A 20,107-nucleotide genomic window follows, 5' to 3' on the forward strand; every position below is an offset into this window, starting at 1 on the left:
GCTATTCATTAAATCCAAGATCAATTAGTGTCAATGACATCACTTTTGCAAAGTCTATTAAATCGTCTGTTTTTACAAACTCATCCGGCATATGGCATGCACCTTCAGTATCCCAAGTACCTATCCCAAAACAAATGCATGATCCTTTACCAAATTCATAATATATGGGGAGATCGGATATTGCACCTGCGGCAAGTTTAGCCTTTTCCCCTGTAACCCTTTCATAGTTTGCTGCTACGGTTTTTACAAGTATATCATTTATATCAGTTTTTGCCCCATTAAAAAATCTTCTGTAAAAACTCAGTTTTGGTTTATGAATCTTCGATTTATCCATTTTCTCATATGCGCTATCTATACATTCAAGCAGTTGCTTTTCATTAACATCCTTGTTTTTTGTAGAATAAAGGTAAGCTTTGATTATGCCACTATTGGCAAAAGATAAATCGGTCTCATCCCCTATTTTAAACTCTAAAATTCTAAATACTGTTGACTTAAAAGCTGTAGCATTAAATAGAGGATCACTTTCAAATTCTTTCAATTTTTCTTTTTCAAAATTTTTTAGTTCATTTCGCATTACATACATTGCATCAAGACAGTTGCTTGCATCCTGCATAGCCTTCTTTGTTTCAAATTCAATTTTAAATCTTCCGCCGCTTACAGATACTGGTGCTATATCAAAATTAACACCATCGGCATAAATATAATAGTTACATGGATATTTTAGAACAGCCGCAAGTGACCCATTAGCTCCTCCGCCTTCTTCATCTACAACGGAAGCAAGCACCACATCATTATCCAATTTAATATTGCAGTCGATTACAGCTTTTAAAGCCATGTATGCAGCTGCAAGGCCTTCTTTGTCATCACAGGCTCCCCTACCATAAACTTTACCATCTCTTAGAAGCCCCGACCAAGGGTTCACCGTCCAATCATTCGGGTTACCCACAGGCACCACATCTACATGGGCACTCAACATTATTTTTTTCGTAGACTTCATTCCCTTGTATATACCTATAAGATTGGGTCTATCCTTGTAATCCCTTTCTTTTAAATAACCCGGATGATTCTCAATATTCTCTATAGAATCGGGTGTAAACATGTCAATTCTCAAGCCCAATTCTTTGTATCTTTCCGCAAGGTATTCCTGGCATTTTTTTTCATAACCCAGAGGCGGAAAGTTTTCACTTGGTATCCTTATTAGTTCCTGGAGTAAAGTAATACAATAATCCTTATTCTTATCAATATATTCAATTACTTTAGACTTATACCCTTCTTTATTTACCATATAATAGATCCCTCCACATAATTTATTCAATCACAAGGCAGAAACTAAGGTAGAAGCTTTTCTGCCGGTACATATTCCATACCTATACTTTCCGCAATAGGCTTATTTGTTATATAGCCTTTATATGTATTTAATCCGCGCTTAAGTGAGCAATCATCTAATATAGACTTTTCAACACCATTATTGGCAACTCTCAAAATATATGGCAGAGTTACAGATGTCAAAGCAAAAGTGGAAGTCCTTGGTACCGCCCCGGGCATATTATCCACTGAGTAATGTATTACACCATATTTCTCGTAATAAGGGTTATCATGTGTTGTAACCCTATCTATTGTTTCTATTGAACCTCCCTGATCAATAGCTACATCAACAATTACAGAACCCTTTTTCATAGTTTTTACCATCGTTTCGGATACAACCTTTGGTGCCCTGGCTCCTGCCACCAAGACCGCCCCTATCAGAAGATCTGCTTTTTTTACCATTTCAGCAGCATTATATTCATTATAAAGTAAAGTGGAAACTCTTCCTGAAAAAATGTCATCCAACTGAGACAATCTATTTTTGTTAACATCAAGTATGGTAACCCTTGCGCCAAGCCCAATTGACATTTTTGCTGCATTTGTACCGACACAGCCTCCCCCTATAATAACAACCTCGGCTGGAAGAACTCCTGGAACACCTCCTAACAATATACCGCTTCCACCGTTATGTTTCTGCAGCATATACGCACCTACCTGTACCGACATTCTCCCAGCTACCTCACTCATTGGTGCTAATAGCGGAAGAAAACCATTTGCCAATTGTACTGTTTCATAAGCTATGCCTATTATCTTTTTTTTAATTAAAGTTCTGGTTAAAGCCGGATTTGGCGCCAAGTGAAGATACGCAAACAGAGTTTGTCCTTCTTTCAATAAATCATATTCACTCTCGAGAGGTGCCTTAACCTTAAGTATAATATCTGCCTCAGAATATACCTCAGTGTTATTTTCAAGGATCACTGCTCCAGCTCTTTTATATTCATCATCTTCAATGCCGCTCCCAACCCCTGCTGATTTCTCAATTATTACTTTGTGACCAGCCCTAACAAGTTCATTTACCCCAGCAGGCGTTATTGCAACCCTGTTTTCATTGTTTTTTAATTCCTTTGGAACCCCTATTATCACTAGTAATTCCTCCCATACTTTTCCTTATCTTGATTATCCAAATTATTTACACAAATTGTTCCCATTACCTTCGGTGTTTTTCTGCCACACTTTTTACAATTTGCGCTACCAATTCACAGTCCTCTTCTGTATACTTTTCACAGAATGTAGACCAGCGCAACCAGTTCTCAAGAAATGCAGCTGCATTTGGGCACATGCTCTTATAATTATATTCGTATGATGCAGGAGGCATTGAATATGGATATACCTTATTACTTGCGTTCTCCTGCAGGAAGGTACATGCATCCGGCATGAAATAGTAACGGGCAGTACTAATCCCTGGTATTCCGGCAGCAGCACATTCCTCACCAAACTTGTCAGCAGTACAATCAAAAGCTTCAGGATCTATACTAAATCCGCACATCCAGCAGGAGTATACATCAAGATAATCTGGAATTTTATCAGGAATAATGCCAGGTATATCGGCAAGTTTTTTATTGATAAGTCTTACCATTTTGTCCCTCTTAGCCACATTTTCCTGAATAATTTCAAGCTGGGCCAGGTTTATTGCAGCTGTACAATTAGGCATACGGATTGCACTGCCGGGTACAACATGCAGTCTTCCAAAACCGGGTTTAATTTGTGCACCCCTGCTCTGACAGCGAAACCTAGCGTATTCAGCCAATTCGTCATTATTGGTTATAAAACAGCCGCCAATATCAGATCCCATGGTTTTTTCAGCATCAAAAGAAAACGCACCTACATCACCTATTGTCCCTGCCAGTTTTCCCTTATACCTTCCATATACAGCCTGGCACGCATCCTCTATAACCATAAGATTATATTTTTTCGCCAATTCCAAAATTGGATCCATATCACAAATAATACCTGTCATATGAACAACAACAATTGCTCTTGTTCTATCAGTTATACAAGGCTCAATTGTTTTGGCACTTACATTTACACTGCCGGGTTCAGTATCTGCAAAAACCGGGATATTGTTGTTCTTAATAAATCCCATAATAGTACCGTAGTCTGTTATAGGGCTGAATATAACTTCATCTCCAGGATTAAAATTCAATGCTTCAGCCAGCATTTGAATTGCAGATGTACAACCCGGAGCAGAAACACAATGCTTTACTCCCATTGCTTCTGCATACGCCCTCTCAAACCTGCCTATCATATCAACAGTTAATCCACTGTCAACAACCTCTTGAAGGTATTTTAAAGCATTAGGCCCCATTATTCTAGGAAATGGCGTTGGCAGTTTTCCCTTTAGCCCTGCCAATGCTTCTGCTCCATATTTTGCACGTTCCAACTTCTTTTCCATCACAAATTACCCCTTTCTTTTCGCTATAATTCATTTCGTAGTTTAGAGTAGTTTAGAAATAATTTTAGTTGTATAATTTACTTTTGTTAATATTTCTTTTTTCCATTTATATAACTTATATAATAATAATAGAATTTTCACCATATTTCTTCACATTAAATTGCTATATATGTGGAAGTTATTGCTTAATAATATTACCCTGAATTCATATTATTTTTTTGACACTAATATAAACGTATATTTTTATAAACGTATGTTTTACCTGTCATTCCATTACAACAAGCCCATAGATTTTAAAATTCGGAACTTCAAACATTATCTTTCCCCTTTTTGTCTCAAATGATATTTCCTTAATGGCATGGAATTCGGGGCTAATAAATGACAACTTTTTAATAATCCTGTTTTTGGGTTGCTTAAAACTTACCTTTAAACCTGTAACAATATTTTGATAATCATAGTTCACCAAATGCAGCATTAGCCTCCCTGTGCTTCTCTGGGTAAGAAATTCAGCAGCTGTAGTAAAAGGCCCTTCTATTCTTAAAATCTCACGGCCTTTTCTCGCCCAGTTCAAAATTTCAATTATCTCCTTCCAATTAACGGGAAGATACCCTTGAAGTCTTTTTAGGTATGGAACTGCGGGTCCAATTGAATGTCTCACATGTGATATTTTCAAATCCTTTTCATGAGGCACCACCTTTGGAATAACAGCAAACTTTCCCTTACCAAGTGTCCCTTTTACCACTTCGTTTATTGGCCATTTGATACCAAGAACATTTTCTAGTCCGTATTCCTGCTCTTCCATAGGTACATGGAAAAGAGATACACCTTTCCTTCGTCTTCCCCACTCATCAAGAAGAGATGTCTGATCGGTAGCTATAAGGCTTCCTCCATTTTTTACATAATTTTCAACCTGGGAAATTTGTTTGGAACTCATATATTTTACATTTGGAAGAACAAGCACTGAATACTCTGATATATCTTCAAGGTCCTCATCATATATAACCGAATATGGGATCTTTGATCTTATAAGCGTCTCTTCAAAATATATTAGACTAATAAGAGAAGACGTCATTGAATATGAAAGTGAAGGATATGAATTAAGAAGTGCAATTTCGGGAATTTCCTCGGTTTCCTCAAAATACTTCCTATTATGTTTAAAAAATTTAATATATTCTTTTGTTTCTTTCTCAAGGCAATCCAATCCGGGCATACCAACCGTGTTAAATACAAAAGGATTGAACGCCATTGATTCTGCAAGATCAAGCAGTATATTTTTTCTTTGGAAATTGGTCATCCATACGCCGCGTCTAAGCTTACGAGCACTTTTAAATGTGCGTATCCTTGTAGCCAGTTTTCCGTCCTGATGCACCCCGAGAATCCCCTGGTCTGCCTCAGCTGCAAGAGCGTCGCAGTGCGGATATATTGATGTTGGCCATATACCATGAAATACTGCGTTGTTGAGCCCCCCCATTGGGCCCATGTATGGGCAATTCCATACTATTGCAATATCAGGTGATATTTTTTTTATGTATTCCTTAAATCTCTTTGATACCTCTCCTAGTCTCCAACATCTGAAATCTATCCATTCCTGCTGGACCGGATCATTTATAGCGCCGGGTTCTATACCTGCAAAAAGAAATGGGTCTGTATAGTTCCATTTAAGTTCATCCACAAATACAGGTGGAAAGATTCCATCCACTTTTGGAAACCCAAACCGTTCCAACCTTGACTCCCGTGATGGGTATTTTCTGTTGAGATATTCTCTAAATGCCTTTGTGCAATCATTACATGCGCAAGCAAAGGAATAGTAACCATAATTATCGAAAAAAACCAGATCAGCCTCCAGATTTTCAACGGCATATTTTATGCCTTTTTCTACATACTGTAGGTACTCTTCCTTATTTATGCAGGGAATAAGCCTGAAGTATGAATTATAATAAGTCGGTTTTCTTCCCTGGTGATCTACCTGTACCCATTCCAGTACTGCTTTTTCTTCATTTACTACGCCTTCATAGAATACTGAACCTATTGATTGAACATAGGCCCCCACTTTTATACCTTTCTCGTGGAAATAGCGGGCCATCTGCCTTTGTCTTTTCATATTCTCATTATCTGCTTCATAACCAACATTATTAAATGCCTGGACAACTACCAGATCTATGCCTAGTTCATGTAGTTTTTTAGCTGTTTCTAACGAGTGCTCTTTGTTGTAAATTTCCCAAAACTGATGGGTTACAAGCCCTTTTCTCTGATTCAAAATAAGGGCTTCACCTTCCTGTACTACTATTACTCCTTTTCTTAACCAGTCTACAGAGGTCAAAGTATAATCTTTCATAACCTAACCTATTCCTCCTCTAAATAGAGTGTTTTTCATTACTATAATTCAGATATAATATGATAACCTTACTTCTATGGAACTTTTAATTCCACTCCTGCCATACTTATTAACAGTACATGCACTTATGGTATTGCTGCCTTCTTTAAGCCGCCATTTAAACTCTTCCTGCCTGGTTTCCCAATCATTATCATCCAATTTGACAATATAATGGTCAAAATAAGGATCTGTATTACTCATCTTTACTATTAATTTTATATCCGGGTTTTCGGGACAGTCTTCAACCGTTAATTCGATTTTAGTCTGATTGAGGGTAAAATAAACGTCATCGGGATTTTCAACCCATTGGATTTTGGGCCATGCCCTCTGGATTGGATATTCATTTACAAGCAGCAGGGCTTCTGCCATTTTATCTGAAAACATATAACTCTTATCGGCAGCGTGTATTATAATGTAAGTGTAAAAATGCATGCTTTTGTTTATAGTAAACCGCTTCCACATTTCAATCAACTGCGCTTTACTTGAAATATAATTGTCTGCATGATTCTTTCCGAACATCTTAAGAGTAGCATCATAAAACCCCTTTAACTGGGATTCAAGTTCATCCTGGCTAAATTTGATTTCAGGCGTTGCCGGAACCTGTTCGACATTTTTTTCTTTCCCACAAAGCCATGCTTTTCTTACTTCATAGGAATTCAAGGGTACCCCTTTTTCCTCGTAATGCCAGTCTGTTGTTGGATCAAAAACAACCCATTTTCTATAGTCATTTGACCATACTTCTGTCACACAGTGACCAGTAAAAAATGAATTTTCTGGTTCAGGTATATCGCTCTTATCTCTTAGTATACTTACAAGCCTTGCGGGAAAACCTAAGGACAGGCAGCATTGCATAAATACACTTGCATATACTCCACAGGCAAAAGTCGCTCCCTTCTCCGCTGCTTCCAGTACATCGATGGCATTACCGCTTCTAGGAACAGGATTACCTGTAAAACCATATTTCCACCTGTTTTTTACCCATTTCCTGAGTAAAACCAGTTTTTCAAATTCAGTTTTTCCATTGGCCACTACATTATCAAGGGAGTATTTCTCTCTCAAGGCCTTAAGCTTAGCATCATCATATTCAGAATAATTATAGCGGGTATAATCACCAATGATTGTGGGATTATCATATTTAACTATCTTTAATTCTTTTAACCCTTTAAATATTCTTTCCATATAAACGTCTCCCCTGTTAAACTTTTAAGTTTTAAACATTTAAAGGTTAAATAGCCTTTAATATTTATAAGTTTATAAGGAACTCATTTTTAGACATAAGATTTCTTCTGTACCGCTATTTCCATACCATTGTGAACTTCAATTGTAAAACACAATATTCCGTTTTTAACAGGGTACACCTTCACCTGGTTTCCATCTGCAAAAACATTTATTACCTCAGGTGTAAACGGACATTCTATCAATATTGTAAGTTCCTTACAGTAAACCTGTTTGGGTACAGAATTCAGATTGACACAAAAATGACCCTCTTTAATATTAATATTTTCTATAAAAGCACATCGGCGCATATACCTGTAGTCAATTACCTCATCCGGATTTGCATACCAACACGAATTGCCTCCCTCGTATATAATTGTTTCCAACCTCTCTCTGTGATGGGCAGCATTGCAGTCCTTATACAAATGAATAGCTTGTTCCAGTGGACAATGGCAGTAATCCACAATCCAGCTATTCAAAGCCCTCGCCTGATGGATGCGTTTCCATGGGTCATAGGTTCCATCAAATACTCCCCAGTATTTTTCGTGAAGTGGAACACGGTTTATCCAAAAAAGATCATCTGCATCCGGGAAGTTCACATCATCAGTTATACTCATACCTGCCAGGTAGCCGTATTCTTTAAGTTTTTCTATTACATCGCTTGTCAGGTTATCATTGTTGCCTGGAGCAGTATACACTGTAACAGGCCTTCCGATAGCATCCTCAATGACTTCTTTTGCCTTGAGTAATTCCAATTCAGGATTGTTCATTACATTTTCATGACTCCAGGAATGGTTCCCAACGCCCCACCCTTTTGATACAAGCTCCCGAAGTTCTTCACTGTTCATATGTCTCATACCGTTAAATGAACTGGTACCACAATTTCTACGCTTTCCTATTTGACCTGCTACGACTTCAACATGCCCAGGTATTCCAAGTTCATCATGAACTGGAATTACGAATTTTGACAAATCGGCGAGAGCTTCATCGTATGTAATTGAATATACCCAATCCTTACAATACTTCCATTTTGCAACTGAAAGTTTGATATTTTCTTCCATATATTTTCAACCTACCTTAATAATATATTGGTTAATATCATATAACGTTTATTTATACTAAAACCCTATATTTGCCATTTTAATTGGTTATCATTGTTTATCCATCAAGCCTCCATTATCACCAAACCATATATTTTAAAATCCGGAACCTTAAAAGATATTGAGACTCCTTTTGTTTCAAACTCAATATTTTTCTTATCTTTCAACTCAGGTGTTAAAAATGTCAATCTGTTGATCTTCATATCTGTAGGAACTTTAAAGTTTACAAATACGTCTGTGGCATTACAGTTATGATTATAGTTAACCAGGTGAAGGATAACCCTCCCTGCATCTTTCTGCTTAAGCAGTTCTGCACAAACAGTATCAGAAGCTTTTATTTCAAGTATTTTACTGTCTTGCCTTGCCCACTCAAGAACTTCCATTATTTCAGCCTGGTTTTCCGGTAAGTAACCGAATAATGACTTTAAATAAGGAACTGCCGGCCCTATTGAATGTCTTACTTCACCCAGATTTAAGTTTTTAGAATGAGGGTAAACCCGTGGTATTATTGCAAATCTTCCTTTACCCAGTGTACCCTTTAAGATATCTTTTGTTGGCCATTTTACACTGAGTACTTTCTCAAGGCCATACTCCTGTTCTTCCAGAGGAACTGTAAATAATGATACTCCCTTGCGTCTCCTTCCCTTCTCATCCAGAAGGGATGTTTGATCAGTAGCTATAAGGGTTCCCCCGTTCTTAACATACTTCTCAACCTGAGAAATCTGTTCCGAGCTCATATACTTTGCATTGGCAAGCACAAGCACAGGATACTCTGAAATATCATCCAAGTCTTCATCGTATATAACAGAATATGGTATTCTTGATCTTATAAGAGTCTCTTCAACATATATAAGGCTCATCAACGGAGCTATCATATCATATGAAAGTGAAGCATATGAGTAAAGAAGGGCAACTTCTGTAATCTCTTCAGTATCAATAAAATACTTATTGTTCTTTTTGAAAAAGCTGATATATTTTCGGGTGTCAGGTTCTAAAGCCATCAAACTTGGCGTTCCTACAGTATTATACAGGAATGGATTGTATGCCATTGATTCGGATAGATCCAGCAATATATTCTGCCTGTGGAAATTGGTCATCCAGACGCCTCGTTTAAGTGCCCGGGCATTCTTAAAGGTTCTTATCCTTGAAGAAAGCCTTCCGTCTTCATGTGCACCCAGAAGACCCTGATCTGCTTCAGCAGCAAACGCATCACAGTGTGGATAAATAGCTGTAGGCCATACACCATGAAATGCAGCATTGTTAAGTCCACCAAAAGGCCCCATATAAGGTGCATTCCATACTACAGCAATACCTGGTGATAGGCTTTTAAGGTAGTCATAAATTCTCTTTGATACCTCACCCAGCCTTGCGCACCGAAAATTTATCCATTCCTGTTGTACCGGATCACTTATCACACCTGGGTCGTACAAAGATACAAATTGGAAAGGGTCTGTAAAAGTCCATTTCAGGTTGTCAGCAAATACTGGAGGAAATATTCCATCCACTGTGGGAAAACCAAACCGCTCAATTCTCGATTCACGGGTAGGGTACTTATAATTAAGATATTTTCTGAATGCTTCCTTACAGTCGTCACATGCACAGGCAAACGAATAATAGCCGTAATTATCAAAAAATACCAGATCTGCCTCAAGGCTTTCAACTGCATATTTAAGGCCTTTTTCTATGTATCTTAGATATTCGTCCTTGTTTATACACGGTATATACCTAAAATATGAATTATAATATGTAGGATATCTCCCAAAGTAATCTTTTTGAACCCATTCTAAGCACGATGGTTCTTCTGTTATTACTCCTTCATAAAGAATGGAACCTATTGTCTGTACATAAGCGCCAACCTTTATTTCTCTTTCATGCAAATATTTAGCAATTTGTCTTTCCATAATAATAAATTCGTCATCAGCATCATACCCCATAGAATTGAAACCGCCAATTGTAACTAGATCTATACCCAACTCTTTTAGCTTATCTGCAGCTTCAGGCAAGTGTTCTGTTCTAAAAATTTCTGCAGATTTTAAGGTAGTTAGGCCCTTTCTTGCTTGGAACGGGTGCTCAACTTCTTGAACAACTATAATACCCTTCTTTAGCCATTGAACATCAGTAATTTTTAAATTTTTCATCCTTTAGCACCTCCAATTTGTAAAAGCTTCTAAACTTCAAAGGAAAGGTTAACGGTTATCGAACTTTCTATGCCATACCTTCCTTTTTTATTTACTGTACGCGCACGAATTTGGTTATCGCCTTCTCTAATAGTCCATATAAATTCCGGTTCACTCTCTTTCCATTCACCTGTATCAATGCAAACTTGATAATAACTAAAATCGGGATCAGTATTTTTCATCTTTACTTCAAGTTGAAAGGGCTTCTCTTGTCCATCCACTACTCGAATCTCAATAAAGGTTTGATTAAGGGTGAAGTAAACATCATCAGAATTTGAGGTCCATGTAATATTCGGCCATGCCCTCTGGATAGGGTATTCATTTACCAGGAGCAAAGGTCCTTCTTTTTCATCGGCAAACATATAATTTTTTTCTCCTGCACCAATTATAACGTATGTATAAAAATGCATATTCTTGTTTTCTGTAAATCTGGACCATACAGTATAAACATCACTGGTTTTTGATATATACCTATCGGCATAATCCTTACCCATTAAATCTTCAGCTGCTTTGTAGTGCCTTTTGAGATAACCCTCCAAATCTTCTGGAAGCACATCAGTTACGGTTCTTTCCGGCACCTGTAATACCTTAGATGCTTCTCCATTAAGCCAGGCTTTTCTTATTTCATAAGCATTTAAAGGTATGCCGTCTTTCTCATAATAACAATCCATATCCGTATCAATAACTGCCCATTTTTTATATTCATTAGTCCATACTTCATTAATACAATGACCTGTGTTAATGGCATCTATAGGATCAGGTATATCACTTCCATCGCGAAGAATGGATACAAGTCTTGCAGGAAAACCCAAAGCAGCACAACATTGTTGATAAACACTTGAATATACTCCACATGCAAAAGTTGCTCCTTTTTCGGCCGCTTCTAATATATCTAGTGCATGGCCGCCTTTAGGTACAGGCGACCATCCATGAACCCACCTGCTTTTAACCCATTGTCTAAGTAAATTTAGCTTATCCCAATCAGTCCTTCCGGATTCTATTACCCTGTCAAGAGAATATTTGTCAACTAGCATTTTCAGTTTCATTCTATCAAATTCGGGTACTTTAAAGCGGGTGTAGTCTCCAATTATGTTGGCATTATTATATTTTGTAATTTTCAATGCTCTTAAACCTTTAAAAGCCTTAATCATATTTAATCTCTCCTTTATGTTTTTCCCCATTTAACAAAGTATAAAGTTCAGGCCTCCTTGCTTCCATAATTCTATTCCTAAAATTAAAGTCTTTTATTACCTTTCCTTCTCTATACACAAAACTAACTTTTTCCCTCACTGCATTCATGTCTATTTGAGCTATATATGCCCCTTCAAGGTCATAGTTAGATGCGAAAACGGTTTCACCAGTAGCGTCAATAATATTACTACGAAGTTTCACCTGAGAAGATGGAAATGCACATGTTACTATATAAGCACAGTTCTCAATTGCCCAAGCCCTGAAAACCCCTTCATTTATTGAATTAGCATCGTAACCCCAACTTTGGGTTTGATTTATTATTATTTCTGCACCTTTTAAACCTAGTATTCTGGGTATTTCTTGACAATATGAATCGGCACAAATTACAAACCCGACTTTGCCGAAATCAAGTTCTACAATCTCTATTTCAATACCCGTAGGTAATTCCTTATTATACATCATGGTGCATGTATTTACCTTTTCATACTTGTGTATAATATTACCGCTGCGATCAAACAGTAATGTAGTATTTATCCCGTCAAAACAGTCGTTTACAGCGATATAGCATTTATTATTTCTTGCACACGCAGAATACATACTTATTTTCTCATCCTGAAATTCAACCTTTATTCTACCTTTAGGGTTATATTCCATAGTTGAAAATTCCGAGCATATAACTATATCACATTTGGATGCTATGCTATTTATATAATCACACTGCTTTATATACCAGCTTTTTTCATTACTAGATATAGTATCACTATAACTCATCTGAACAAATCCTATTACAGGCTTTTCAACTGAATATACTTTTTTTTCATATGTACTACTTTTCAATATATCTTTAAATATACCTCTTTGGTTTTGATGGTATACTATACTTCCATAGCCGTAAATATATTTCTCAATTTGTCTTTTCTTTGAAAGATCAATTTCACAAATAATAAAACCTTTTTCTCTTCCCGTGGAAGCGATAACATCCCCTCTCAAATCATAAACAGCAGCCCTGCCTGTATGCCTTCCTAATCCATTAGAATTAAAACTCTTCTCCAATTGTTCAATAGAATACCCATTTTCTCTGTTCAGCAACTCATAATTATTTGTCATATACATACCTGTATGGCTTGCATATGCCGAGGCTGCTACATAAAAGTAGTCAGCAATAGCCCTGCCTCTTAACAGATAATTCTGTTCCGTATCATCTCTTAAAGGCCAGACACCTAAAGAACATAGTAAAATTTCTGCACCCTTAATGGAATATATTTCAGCTAGTTCAGGAATAAATATATCGGTTCCCGCCATTAAACCGACTTTACCAAAGTCCAACTCAAAAACTGGCATATCACTGCCTAATGCTAAGTCAATGTCGAGCCCCTCAATTTTATGAGTTTTAACATATTCTCCAATAAATCGGCCATCTCTGCCGATAATTTTTGAAATGCAAGCATTTCTTCCATTATTTCTTACAAGTGTATTATATACTACATAGCAATTGTTTTCTCTGGCATGTTTAGAAAATAGCTCCTCTTTTATCTTAATAGTATGAATTCGAAAACCCATAAGGCTTCCGTTTATTATATTTCAGAGATAAGTATTTTTAACTTACCTCCAGAAATCCACTAATATATTCCATTAAATTTTCCAGCTATATTTACTAAATTGTAACAAAATATGGGTCCAATCTCTCTTGACAAACGTCTGTTCCCCCCCATAATTGAAGTGGATGGTATTTTTTACCATTACTTTGATTACGGAGGTTTTATTTATGCTGCGTGATTGGCCCTCCCACGAGGAGTACCAGAAAAATCTTCTTTTGCACCTAGTCTTTTTCTACTTGACCGATAGGGAAAGGGTGGTTGAGTTGAAAGAGTCTATTTCCAAACTCTTTATGCTCAACCTTGACCTGGCTTACCCTATCCTCAAACCGCTATATTCCAATACCGGACGTCCGGCTAAGAATCAGCAAGGTATTATCCGCTCCTTAGTCCTTATGCTTGACCAGGGTGAGCATGACATACCTAAGTGGGCAGCCAGAGTCGCCAGTGATAAGCTGCTTTGCGCTATATGTGGGTTTGAATATGGCAAAGCGCCATCCTTCAGCTCATATTACGATTTGACCAAGCGACTCTGGCAAGCCTCTCATGAAGTGCAGGTAGCCAGAAAGAAAAAGCTCCGCACTTTTAAGCCTAAGCCCCGCAAGAAGCCTGGGGCCGGTAAAAAATATGTCCTCTTGAGACATAATGGCGTTGTTAAAAAGTTCGCCTCTCTTGCAATCCGGGACAAACTCCCCGAGTATCGCCCTGAGATAGTTTTGCAGAAGCTCCTGGCCAGATGTGTTGTCGATACTTCCCTTAAAATGGGCATCCTTGGCAACCCCAAAAGCTTCTCTATCTCTAATGACGGCACTCCCTATTATTCAGGTGCCAGCCACTATGGTGTAAAAGTCTGTGATTGCAAATCCAAGGGGATCTTTGACTGCAAGTGCAAAAGACGCTATTCCGACCTCGATGCTACTTGGGGTTGGGACAGCTACCGCGAACAGTGGTTCTACGGCGATACACTGTTTGTTTGCACTGCAGCAGACAGCCCCTACGACTTGCCTATTTATCTTCGCAAAGCTCAAGCTCAAAGACATGACAGCATTATTGCCATTTTCGCACTGGATGAAGTCAGAAAGCTTTACCCGGACATTACCTTTAAGAATTATTTAGCTGATGGCTCCATGGACAATTACCCTACCTATAAGCTCCTCCAGCACCATAACATGATCCCTTTTATCCCTCTCGACTCCAATGCCAAGTTCCCGGATAAGAATCTGCCTGCTGGAGTCCTTTGCTTTGATGATAAGGGAAACCCTATTTGCATGGGTGGTATACCTTATCAAAACTGCGGATACTCTTATCCTAAAGGTATCAAATACAGGTGTTGGTTTGACTACTATAGGATTGATAAACCTTGCAGCTGCAGCAACAGCCCCTATGGTAGAACCATTTATATTAAACCGGACTATGATCCAAGGCTTTTCCCTCCCGTATCCCGCAACTCCGATACCTTCATAGAGACGCTTAAGCGTCGGACTACAGTGGAACGTAGTCATAAAAGGCTTTTTAAAGACTACGATATTGAAGCGGGAAACTGCCGTAGTTCAAAAGAGCGTTTTATGCGGGCTACCATGGCTGCTATCAATATACACCTGGATGCCTGGATTAAGCACACCGGATTCAGTATTATTACTTCGCTTGAAGAACTGGCCGGTTAAGTTGCTTAACGTACTTAATAATTAAATCAACTTTTTAAGCTTTAACCCCCCAAATACAATGGGTTAGCCTTGCTATGCGCTTTTTTCCCTTTACACCTGATTATACACGCAGCATATTCTGTTTTCAATGTCCACTTAATGTATATTGCTGGATTAATATCCTCTTACTTACACTTTTCTAGTTTACTACAAGACTTCCATCCTACTTTTCGAATTCATACAAACAGTTTTTATTCCATCCTCAAAAATGTTTTTTCTATCACCGGCATCAGTAAATACATCACATATATTCATTATTTCTATATCCTGAAAATACTCAGGAGCATTGGAGCCGAAAACAACTTTCCCCTGAATATTATTTATTTTCTAATGACAAAAGTTGGCAGGCCCATTCCGTGAAGTTTCAATCCACAGGTTATCTGCAAATTCAAGTGCCCTTATTGTATCATTGTAATAGTCGCTGGCACCACCGTGCCCCATAATAAAATTTACATGTTGGAAAAGCCTGGCAAGTTCAGCAGCATGAAAAGGTTCGGCTATACCTGCCGTACCTGTATGCACGTAAACAGGCACCTTATATTCGTCCGCTATTTCCAATAGCGGATATACCAGGGGATCTGCCAACCGGAAACCATGAATAACAGGATGAAGTTTAAGTCCCATCAACCCATCATCAAGTGCTTTCCGTAGTTCATCACAAGCTTCCTTGCCAAACCATGGGTTCACTGACGCCATTCCTGCAAACCTATCCGGATGATTTTTTACTGCACCTGCAATTAATTTATTTCCTTCTCTGTTTGCAACAGTCAAATACCTATCCATTGGACAAGTTATGGCAAAATCTACTCCTGCTTTATCCATTTGTTTCAGTAGTGTATATTCGTCAAGCTGCATTTTTATACCATTCCCTAAATGTACATGGCAATCAATTTTTTTCATATATTGTTACCTCTTTTCTTATCCTTTTATCCCTTAATAGACCCTATCATAATACCTTTTATAAAGTATTTTTGTAAAAATGGATAAATACATATTATGGGTCCAATTACCACAATAATCATGGCATATTTTACTTGCTGCATTACTCCAACTCCACCTACCAAAAAATCATCTATAAACTTCATATTGTTGACAAACTCATTAGATGACTCGATTAATACACGTTTTAAATACAACTGCACAGGTTGAATATTCTTGTTTGGTGCATAAATCATAGCATTAAACCATGCATTCCAGTGGCCTACTGCATAAAATAATACAAGTACCGCCAGAATAGGTTTTGATAAAGGTAACATGATCTTGAGAAAAATACTGAAATGCCCTGCCCCATCAATAACGGCAGATTCATAAAGGCTTTCAGGTATATTATTAAAAAAGGTGCGGGTAATAAATATATACCAGGCACCAACCGCAGAAGGCAAAACAACCGCCCACCGGGTATTATACAACCCAAGCTGTGTAATATTTATAAATTGAGGAATAAGTCCGCCCCCAAAAAACATTGTAATTGTAATAATAATCAACATGAATTTTTTAATTATAAAATCTCTCCTTGATAGAGGATAGGCTGCAAGCACTGTCATAGCAACATTAATTGATGTCCCAACTATGGTATACCAGAGCGTGTTATAATAAGCCAATAATAACATCGGATCATCAAGTATGTATTTGTAAGCCTGGAGAGAAAATCCCTTAGGCAACAGCCATATTTCCTGTTTGATTATATATACCGGATTACTAATTGAAGTGCTTAAAACATAAATGAATGGATATAAAGTTGCAACAAAAGCTAAAAATGCTAATACATAACATGCCCATAAAAAAACCATATCAGTTTTATTTGATTCTTTCATGCTCATTACATGTTACCTCCTTTACCATAGTGATATTTCAGATACTTTTCTGCTAATAGCATTAGCAGTTACCAAAAATAAACAATTTATAACAGAATTAAAAAGACCAACTGCTGCACCATAACTATATTTCAGTCCTACTAGACCCTGCCTGTATGTAAAAGTGGATATGACGTCAGCTACATTATATGTTGCAGGGTTATATAACAGGATTATTTTTTCAAATCCTACACTCATAATATTTCCTAAGTTTAAAATCAATAAAATGATTATAGTTGGAACAATCCCCGGTATTGTTATGTAAAATATCTGCTTTAACCGGTTAGCACCATCTAATCTTGCTGCTTCATATAGCTGTTCATCAATTCCTGTTATAGCTGCAAGATAAATTATAGATCCCCATCCGAAAGATTGCCATATTCCTGAACTGATATATATAAACCTGAAATATTTAGAGTTCAATAAATAATTTTCAGGCGTGCCTCCAAAAAGCTGAACCACCTTTGATACAATTCCAGTTTGAGGCGATAAAAAATTAACTATCATACCACAAACGATTACTACTGAAATAAAATGAGGAAGATAGCTAACAGTCTGTACAACCTTTTTATAAGCCTTATGTTTAATCTCATTTAAAATAAGTGCAAAACCTATTGGAAAAGGAAAGCCAAAAACCAAGCCATAGAAACTTATCAAAAATGTATTTTTAATTAGACGAAAGAAGAAAGCAGATGAAAAAAACAATTTGAAATTATCCAGACCAATCCAGGGACTTCCCCATATCCCCAGGCCCGGGTTAAAGTCCTTAAATGCAATAATAACTCCATACATGGGTTTATAATGAAAAATAATATAATATATGATTACAGGAGTTACCATAAGTAAAAGTGCCTTATCCCTTTTTGCTTTTTTAATAAATAAATTCATTTTATTACTTATATTCTGCATTATAAATACATTCCTTTCACTGTGCTTCAAATATATAAACTAATTAAATTGTATTTACAAATATTTTCAGTATTATGTATTATATTTTATTTATTTTATCCAGATAATATTTAAGAAAGCCAAATCAGACAAGCAATTAATATACCTGCCTGATTTGGTTTCCTTTACACTTTTAAATAATTAATTTAACGTTAACTTTTACTTAACCTTACTTTATATTAGCCTTAAAAGCATCATAAATTTGTTGTTTAACCTTTAGAACTTCATCAATACCCATACTTTTCAGTTTGTTAACATAGGCATCAAAATTATCCAGGCTGTCAGCTCCAATAATGAAATTTACAACAGCTTCATCTCTATAAGTTCTGATATCTGCCATATACTGTTCAATAACTTTATTCTGTTCTATTGAGGAATGAGCTGCAGGAAATGCAGATACCAGATATGGAAGCCTTTTTTTCACGAAATCTATGCTGCCTTCTTTTAGAGCACCGACTCTAATAGAATCCTGCCAACTGTAATTAAATGCTTCCAACAAATAAATAAAAGGCAGAGCAGGATAAGTTCCATCAGATATTTTTACTTCATTTGGCGTTAAACCCTTTTCTTTAGATATATTTAAGACTTTATCGCTATTTATCATTTGTTCTCCGCTGATTGTGTAATGGTATCCTTCTATTCCAAGCATCAGCAGTTTTGCAGTTTCAGGATTAAATGCTAGGTTATCCAGCCATTTCATTGCTATTTCGGGATACTTGCATGCAGATGTAATAGATGCGCTGAAACCCCATGCAGGATCCTGTATGGCAAATTTATTGTATCCTTCCGGTCCCTGGGCAAAAGGCGTTAAAACATACTTATCTTCCTTTTCACCGGCAGCCATTAAAGTAGTATTCTGTACCATTGGACCAAACCCACAGGTAGCACCAATAATATTTTGAGATATCTTTGCATTCAACTGATCCCTATTCTGAGTGGTAAATTCATTGTCCAAAATCTTCTCATCATATAATTTTTTCAGCCATGCCAGTACATCCTTGAATTTAGGGTCGATATATTCAAATGTAACTTTTCCATCAGGATTTGGGAAAAAACCATCTGTGGATAATACATGTACATCCCATGCATCTGCAAAAGTCAATACCCAAGCCCACAAATCAGTGGAAAGGGGTATTTCATCCGTTGGATCTCCGTTTCCATTCATGTCCTGCTTTTTGAATTCTGATAATATTATATACCAGTCATCAATAGTTTTTGGTATTTCTCTGTTGATTTTTTTCAACCAATTTTCCCTAATCATGTAGGCAGCAGGAAAATATTGGTTATTCACTGTCGCATCTCCATAAATGACAGGTATTGCACCATCAGGAGTACGAAGGGATGCTGCATATTTAGGATTGTTGGCAAAGTGTTTTTTTGCATATACACCTACTTTCTCAATCAAAGGTGCATGATCAACAATAACCTTGGACTCATACAGACTCAGAATGTCTCCAACCGGAGTCAATATATCCGGCATATCTGTATTTGCAGCAATCCGCGTACCAACAATTGTGTTGTAATCAGCTGCCGGATAAGCATCGAATTTCACCTTGATTCCTGTCCTTTTCTCAAGCTCCTGCCATACCAAAGGATAATCATTCATACTTACATATTTAGTGTACCTGTCCATACATACAACAGTAAGAACAACATCTTCCTCAGCAACTGTACCTGGTTCACCGGTTTTTGATGTTGCCGTCTCATCTTTTTGTTTTGTTGCTACTTTTCCAATCTGACAGGCAGATAGCACAGCTGTCATTAGAAAAATAAAGCAAACAATAAACACAACTTCTCTTAATGATTTTTTCATAACATATAACCTCCTTTTAAATTTGGAATGCATTCGAAAACTTAAACCGTTTCCGAATTCTATATTTGAGGCTTGGCATTTTTTAGCCTCGTAATGAAGAATATACGACTTTGAATATACAACTTTCACACAATATAAATGTCTTCCTATAAATTTAATGTAACGTTACCGATAAACCCTATTTATTTAACAATGTAATTTTCCTCCTTTTATCCAGGGAATTTATACGGATAGCTTTTTGAATTTCTAACGTTAAATTGTATTTGTAATATAACATAAAATATGTTACAAAACAACGTTCAATTTATAATTCTACAATCAGCAATTAACATTTTGTTCAAAAAAACAACGGCAGTGAAAGAACAGAGTTGCGTAGTTAAT

Annotated in this window: 14 protein-coding genes; 1 reads left to right on the forward strand and 13 read right to left on the reverse strand. The window is 36.9% G+C overall.

Translation table 11 applies throughout. The annotated features are described in order from the left end of the window. Position 1: 1 nt before the first annotated feature. The 9 genes from HPY74_00105 to HPY74_00145 form a co-directional block, all read right to left on the reverse strand. Positions 2 to 1,285 carry a M20/M25/M40 family metallo-hydrolase gene (locus HPY74_00105; protein NSW89080.1) on the reverse strand — a complete coding sequence of 428 codons (1,284 nt, stop codon included), beginning with the start codon at positions 1,283 to 1,285 and terminating at the stop codon, positions 2 to 4. 44 nt (positions 1,286 to 1,329) lie between these two features. Next, positions 1,330 to 2,448 (reverse strand): alanine dehydrogenase, encoded by a 1,119-nt coding sequence (gene ald, locus HPY74_00110; GenBank protein ID NSW89081.1) that lies wholly within the window; start codon positions 2,446 to 2,448, stop codon positions 1,330 to 1,332. Positions 2,449 to 2,512: 64 nt separating this feature from the next. Continuing rightward, entirely contained in the window at positions 2,513 to 3,757 is a 1,245-nt protein-coding gene (locus tag HPY74_00115) for an aminotransferase class V-fold PLP-dependent enzyme (protein ID NSW89082.1), read from the reverse strand. Positions 3,758 to 4,022: 265 nt separating this feature from the next. Then, complete coding sequence (locus tag HPY74_00120) at positions 4,023 to 6,092, reverse strand: beta-galactosidase trimerization domain-containing protein (GenBank protein ID NSW89083.1); 2,070 nt, start codon at positions 6,090 to 6,092, stop codon at positions 4,023 to 4,025. A gap of 48 nt (positions 6,093 to 6,140) precedes the next feature. Further along, on the reverse strand, positions 6,141 to 7,310 hold the full coding sequence (locus HPY74_00125; protein NSW89084.1) for a transglutaminase domain-containing protein: 1,170 nt from the start codon (positions 7,308 to 7,310) through the stop codon (positions 6,141 to 6,143). A gap of 89 nt (positions 7,311 to 7,399) precedes the next feature. Continuing rightward, on the reverse strand, positions 7,400 to 8,407 hold the full coding sequence (locus HPY74_00130; GenBank protein ID NSW89085.1) for a polysaccharide deacetylase family protein: 1,008 nt from the start codon (positions 8,405 to 8,407) through the stop codon (positions 7,400 to 7,402). 104 nt (positions 8,408 to 8,511) lie between these two features. After that, entirely contained in the window at positions 8,512 to 10,584 is a 2,073-nt protein-coding gene (locus HPY74_00135; protein NSW89086.1) for a beta-galactosidase trimerization domain-containing protein, read from the reverse strand. Between the two features lie 29 nt (positions 10,585 to 10,613). Next, complete coding sequence (locus tag HPY74_00140) at positions 10,614 to 11,774, reverse strand: hypothetical protein (GenBank protein NSW89087.1); 1,161 nt, start codon at positions 11,772 to 11,774, stop codon at positions 10,614 to 10,616. Further along, on the reverse strand, positions 11,767 to 13,374 hold the full coding sequence (locus HPY74_00145) for a carbon-nitrogen hydrolase family protein (protein ID NSW89088.1): 1,608 nt from the start codon (positions 13,372 to 13,374) through the stop codon (positions 11,767 to 11,769). Before HPY74_00145 ends, HPY74_00140 begins: the two co-directional genes overlap by 8 nt. A 205-nt stretch (positions 13,375 to 13,579) precedes the next feature. On the opposite strand from HPY74_00145, the gene HPY74_00150 reads away from it, so the two are divergent. Then, entirely contained in the window at positions 13,580 to 15,073 is a 1,494-nt protein-coding gene (locus HPY74_00150; GenBank protein NSW89089.1) for a hypothetical protein, read from the forward strand. A gap of 366 nt (positions 15,074 to 15,439) precedes the next feature. On the opposite strand, the gene HPY74_00155 is transcribed toward HPY74_00150, so the two are convergent. From HPY74_00155 to HPY74_00170, 4 genes are all read right to left on the reverse strand, one after another. After that, positions 15,440 to 16,012 (reverse strand): amidohydrolase family protein, encoded by a 573-nt coding sequence (locus HPY74_00155; GenBank protein NSW89090.1) that lies wholly within the window; start codon positions 16,010 to 16,012, stop codon positions 15,440 to 15,442. 26 nt (positions 16,013 to 16,038) lie between these two features. Further along, the gene (locus tag HPY74_00160; GenBank protein NSW89091.1) at positions 16,039 to 16,932 is read right to left on the reverse strand and encodes a carbohydrate ABC transporter permease; all 894 of its coding nucleotides are present in this window, start codon (positions 16,930 to 16,932) and stop codon (positions 16,039 to 16,041) included. A 15-nt stretch (positions 16,933 to 16,947) separates the two neighbouring features. Further along, the gene (locus HPY74_00165) at positions 16,948 to 17,874 is read right to left on the reverse strand and encodes a sugar ABC transporter permease (protein ID NSW89092.1); all 927 of its coding nucleotides are present in this window, start codon (positions 17,872 to 17,874) and stop codon (positions 16,948 to 16,950) included. Positions 17,875 to 18,082: 208 nt separating this feature from the next. After that, positions 18,083 to 19,726 (reverse strand): extracellular solute-binding protein, encoded by a 1,644-nt coding sequence (locus HPY74_00170; protein NSW89093.1) that lies wholly within the window; start codon positions 19,724 to 19,726, stop codon positions 18,083 to 18,085. Between the last annotated feature and the right edge of the window lie 381 nt (positions 19,727 to 20,107).

The sequence above is a fragment of the Bacillota bacterium genome, assembly GCA_013314855.1.
GTDB lineage: Bacteria > Bacillota > Clostridia > Acetivibrionales > DUMC01 > Ch48.

Excerpts from the sequence above, each read along its gene's own strand:
- HPY74_00155 (NSW89090.1), bottom strand. The coding sequence starts at position 16,012 with ATGAAAAAAATTGATTGCCATGTACATTTAGGGAATGGTATAAAAATG.
- HPY74_00115 (NSW89082.1), bottom strand. The coding sequence starts at position 3,757 with ATGGAAAAGAAGTTGGAACGTGCAAAATATGGAGCAGAAGCATTGGCA.
- HPY74_00150 (NSW89089.1), top strand. The coding sequence starts at position 13,580 with ATGCTGCGTGATTGGCCCTCCCACGAGGAGTACCAGAAAAATCTTCTT.
- HPY74_00125 (NSW89084.1), bottom strand. The coding sequence starts at position 7,310 with ATGGAAAGAATATTTAAAGGGTTAAAAGAATTAAAGATAGTTAAATAT.
- HPY74_00120 (NSW89083.1), bottom strand. The coding sequence starts at position 6,092 with ATGAAAGATTATACTTTGACCTCTGTAGACTGGTTAAGAAAAGGAGTA.
- HPY74_00135 (NSW89086.1), bottom strand. The coding sequence starts at position 10,584 with ATGAAAAATTTAAAAATTACTGATGTTCAATGGCTAAAGAAGGGTATT.
- HPY74_00130 (NSW89085.1), bottom strand. The coding sequence starts at position 8,407 with ATGGAAGAAAATATCAAACTTTCAGTTGCAAAATGGAAGTATTGTAAG.
- HPY74_00140 (NSW89087.1), bottom strand. The coding sequence starts at position 11,774 with ATGATTAAGGCTTTTAAAGGTTTAAGAGCATTGAAAATTACAAAATAT.
- HPY74_00105 (NSW89080.1), bottom strand. The coding sequence starts at position 1,285 with ATGGTAAATAAAGAAGGGTATAAGTCTAAAGTAATTGAATATATTGAT.
- HPY74_00170 (NSW89093.1), bottom strand. The coding sequence starts at position 19,726 with ATGAAAAAATCATTAAGAGAAGTTGTGTTTATTGTTTGCTTTATTTTT.
- HPY74_00165 (NSW89092.1), bottom strand. The coding sequence starts at position 17,874 with ATGCAGAATATAAGTAATAAAATGAATTTATTTATTAAAAAAGCAAAA.
- HPY74_00145 (NSW89088.1), bottom strand. The coding sequence starts at position 13,374 with ATGGGTTTTCGAATTCATACTATTAAGATAAAAGAGGAGCTATTTTCT.
- HPY74_00160 (NSW89091.1), bottom strand. The coding sequence starts at position 16,932 with ATGAGCATGAAAGAATCAAATAAAACTGATATGGTTTTTTTATGGGCA.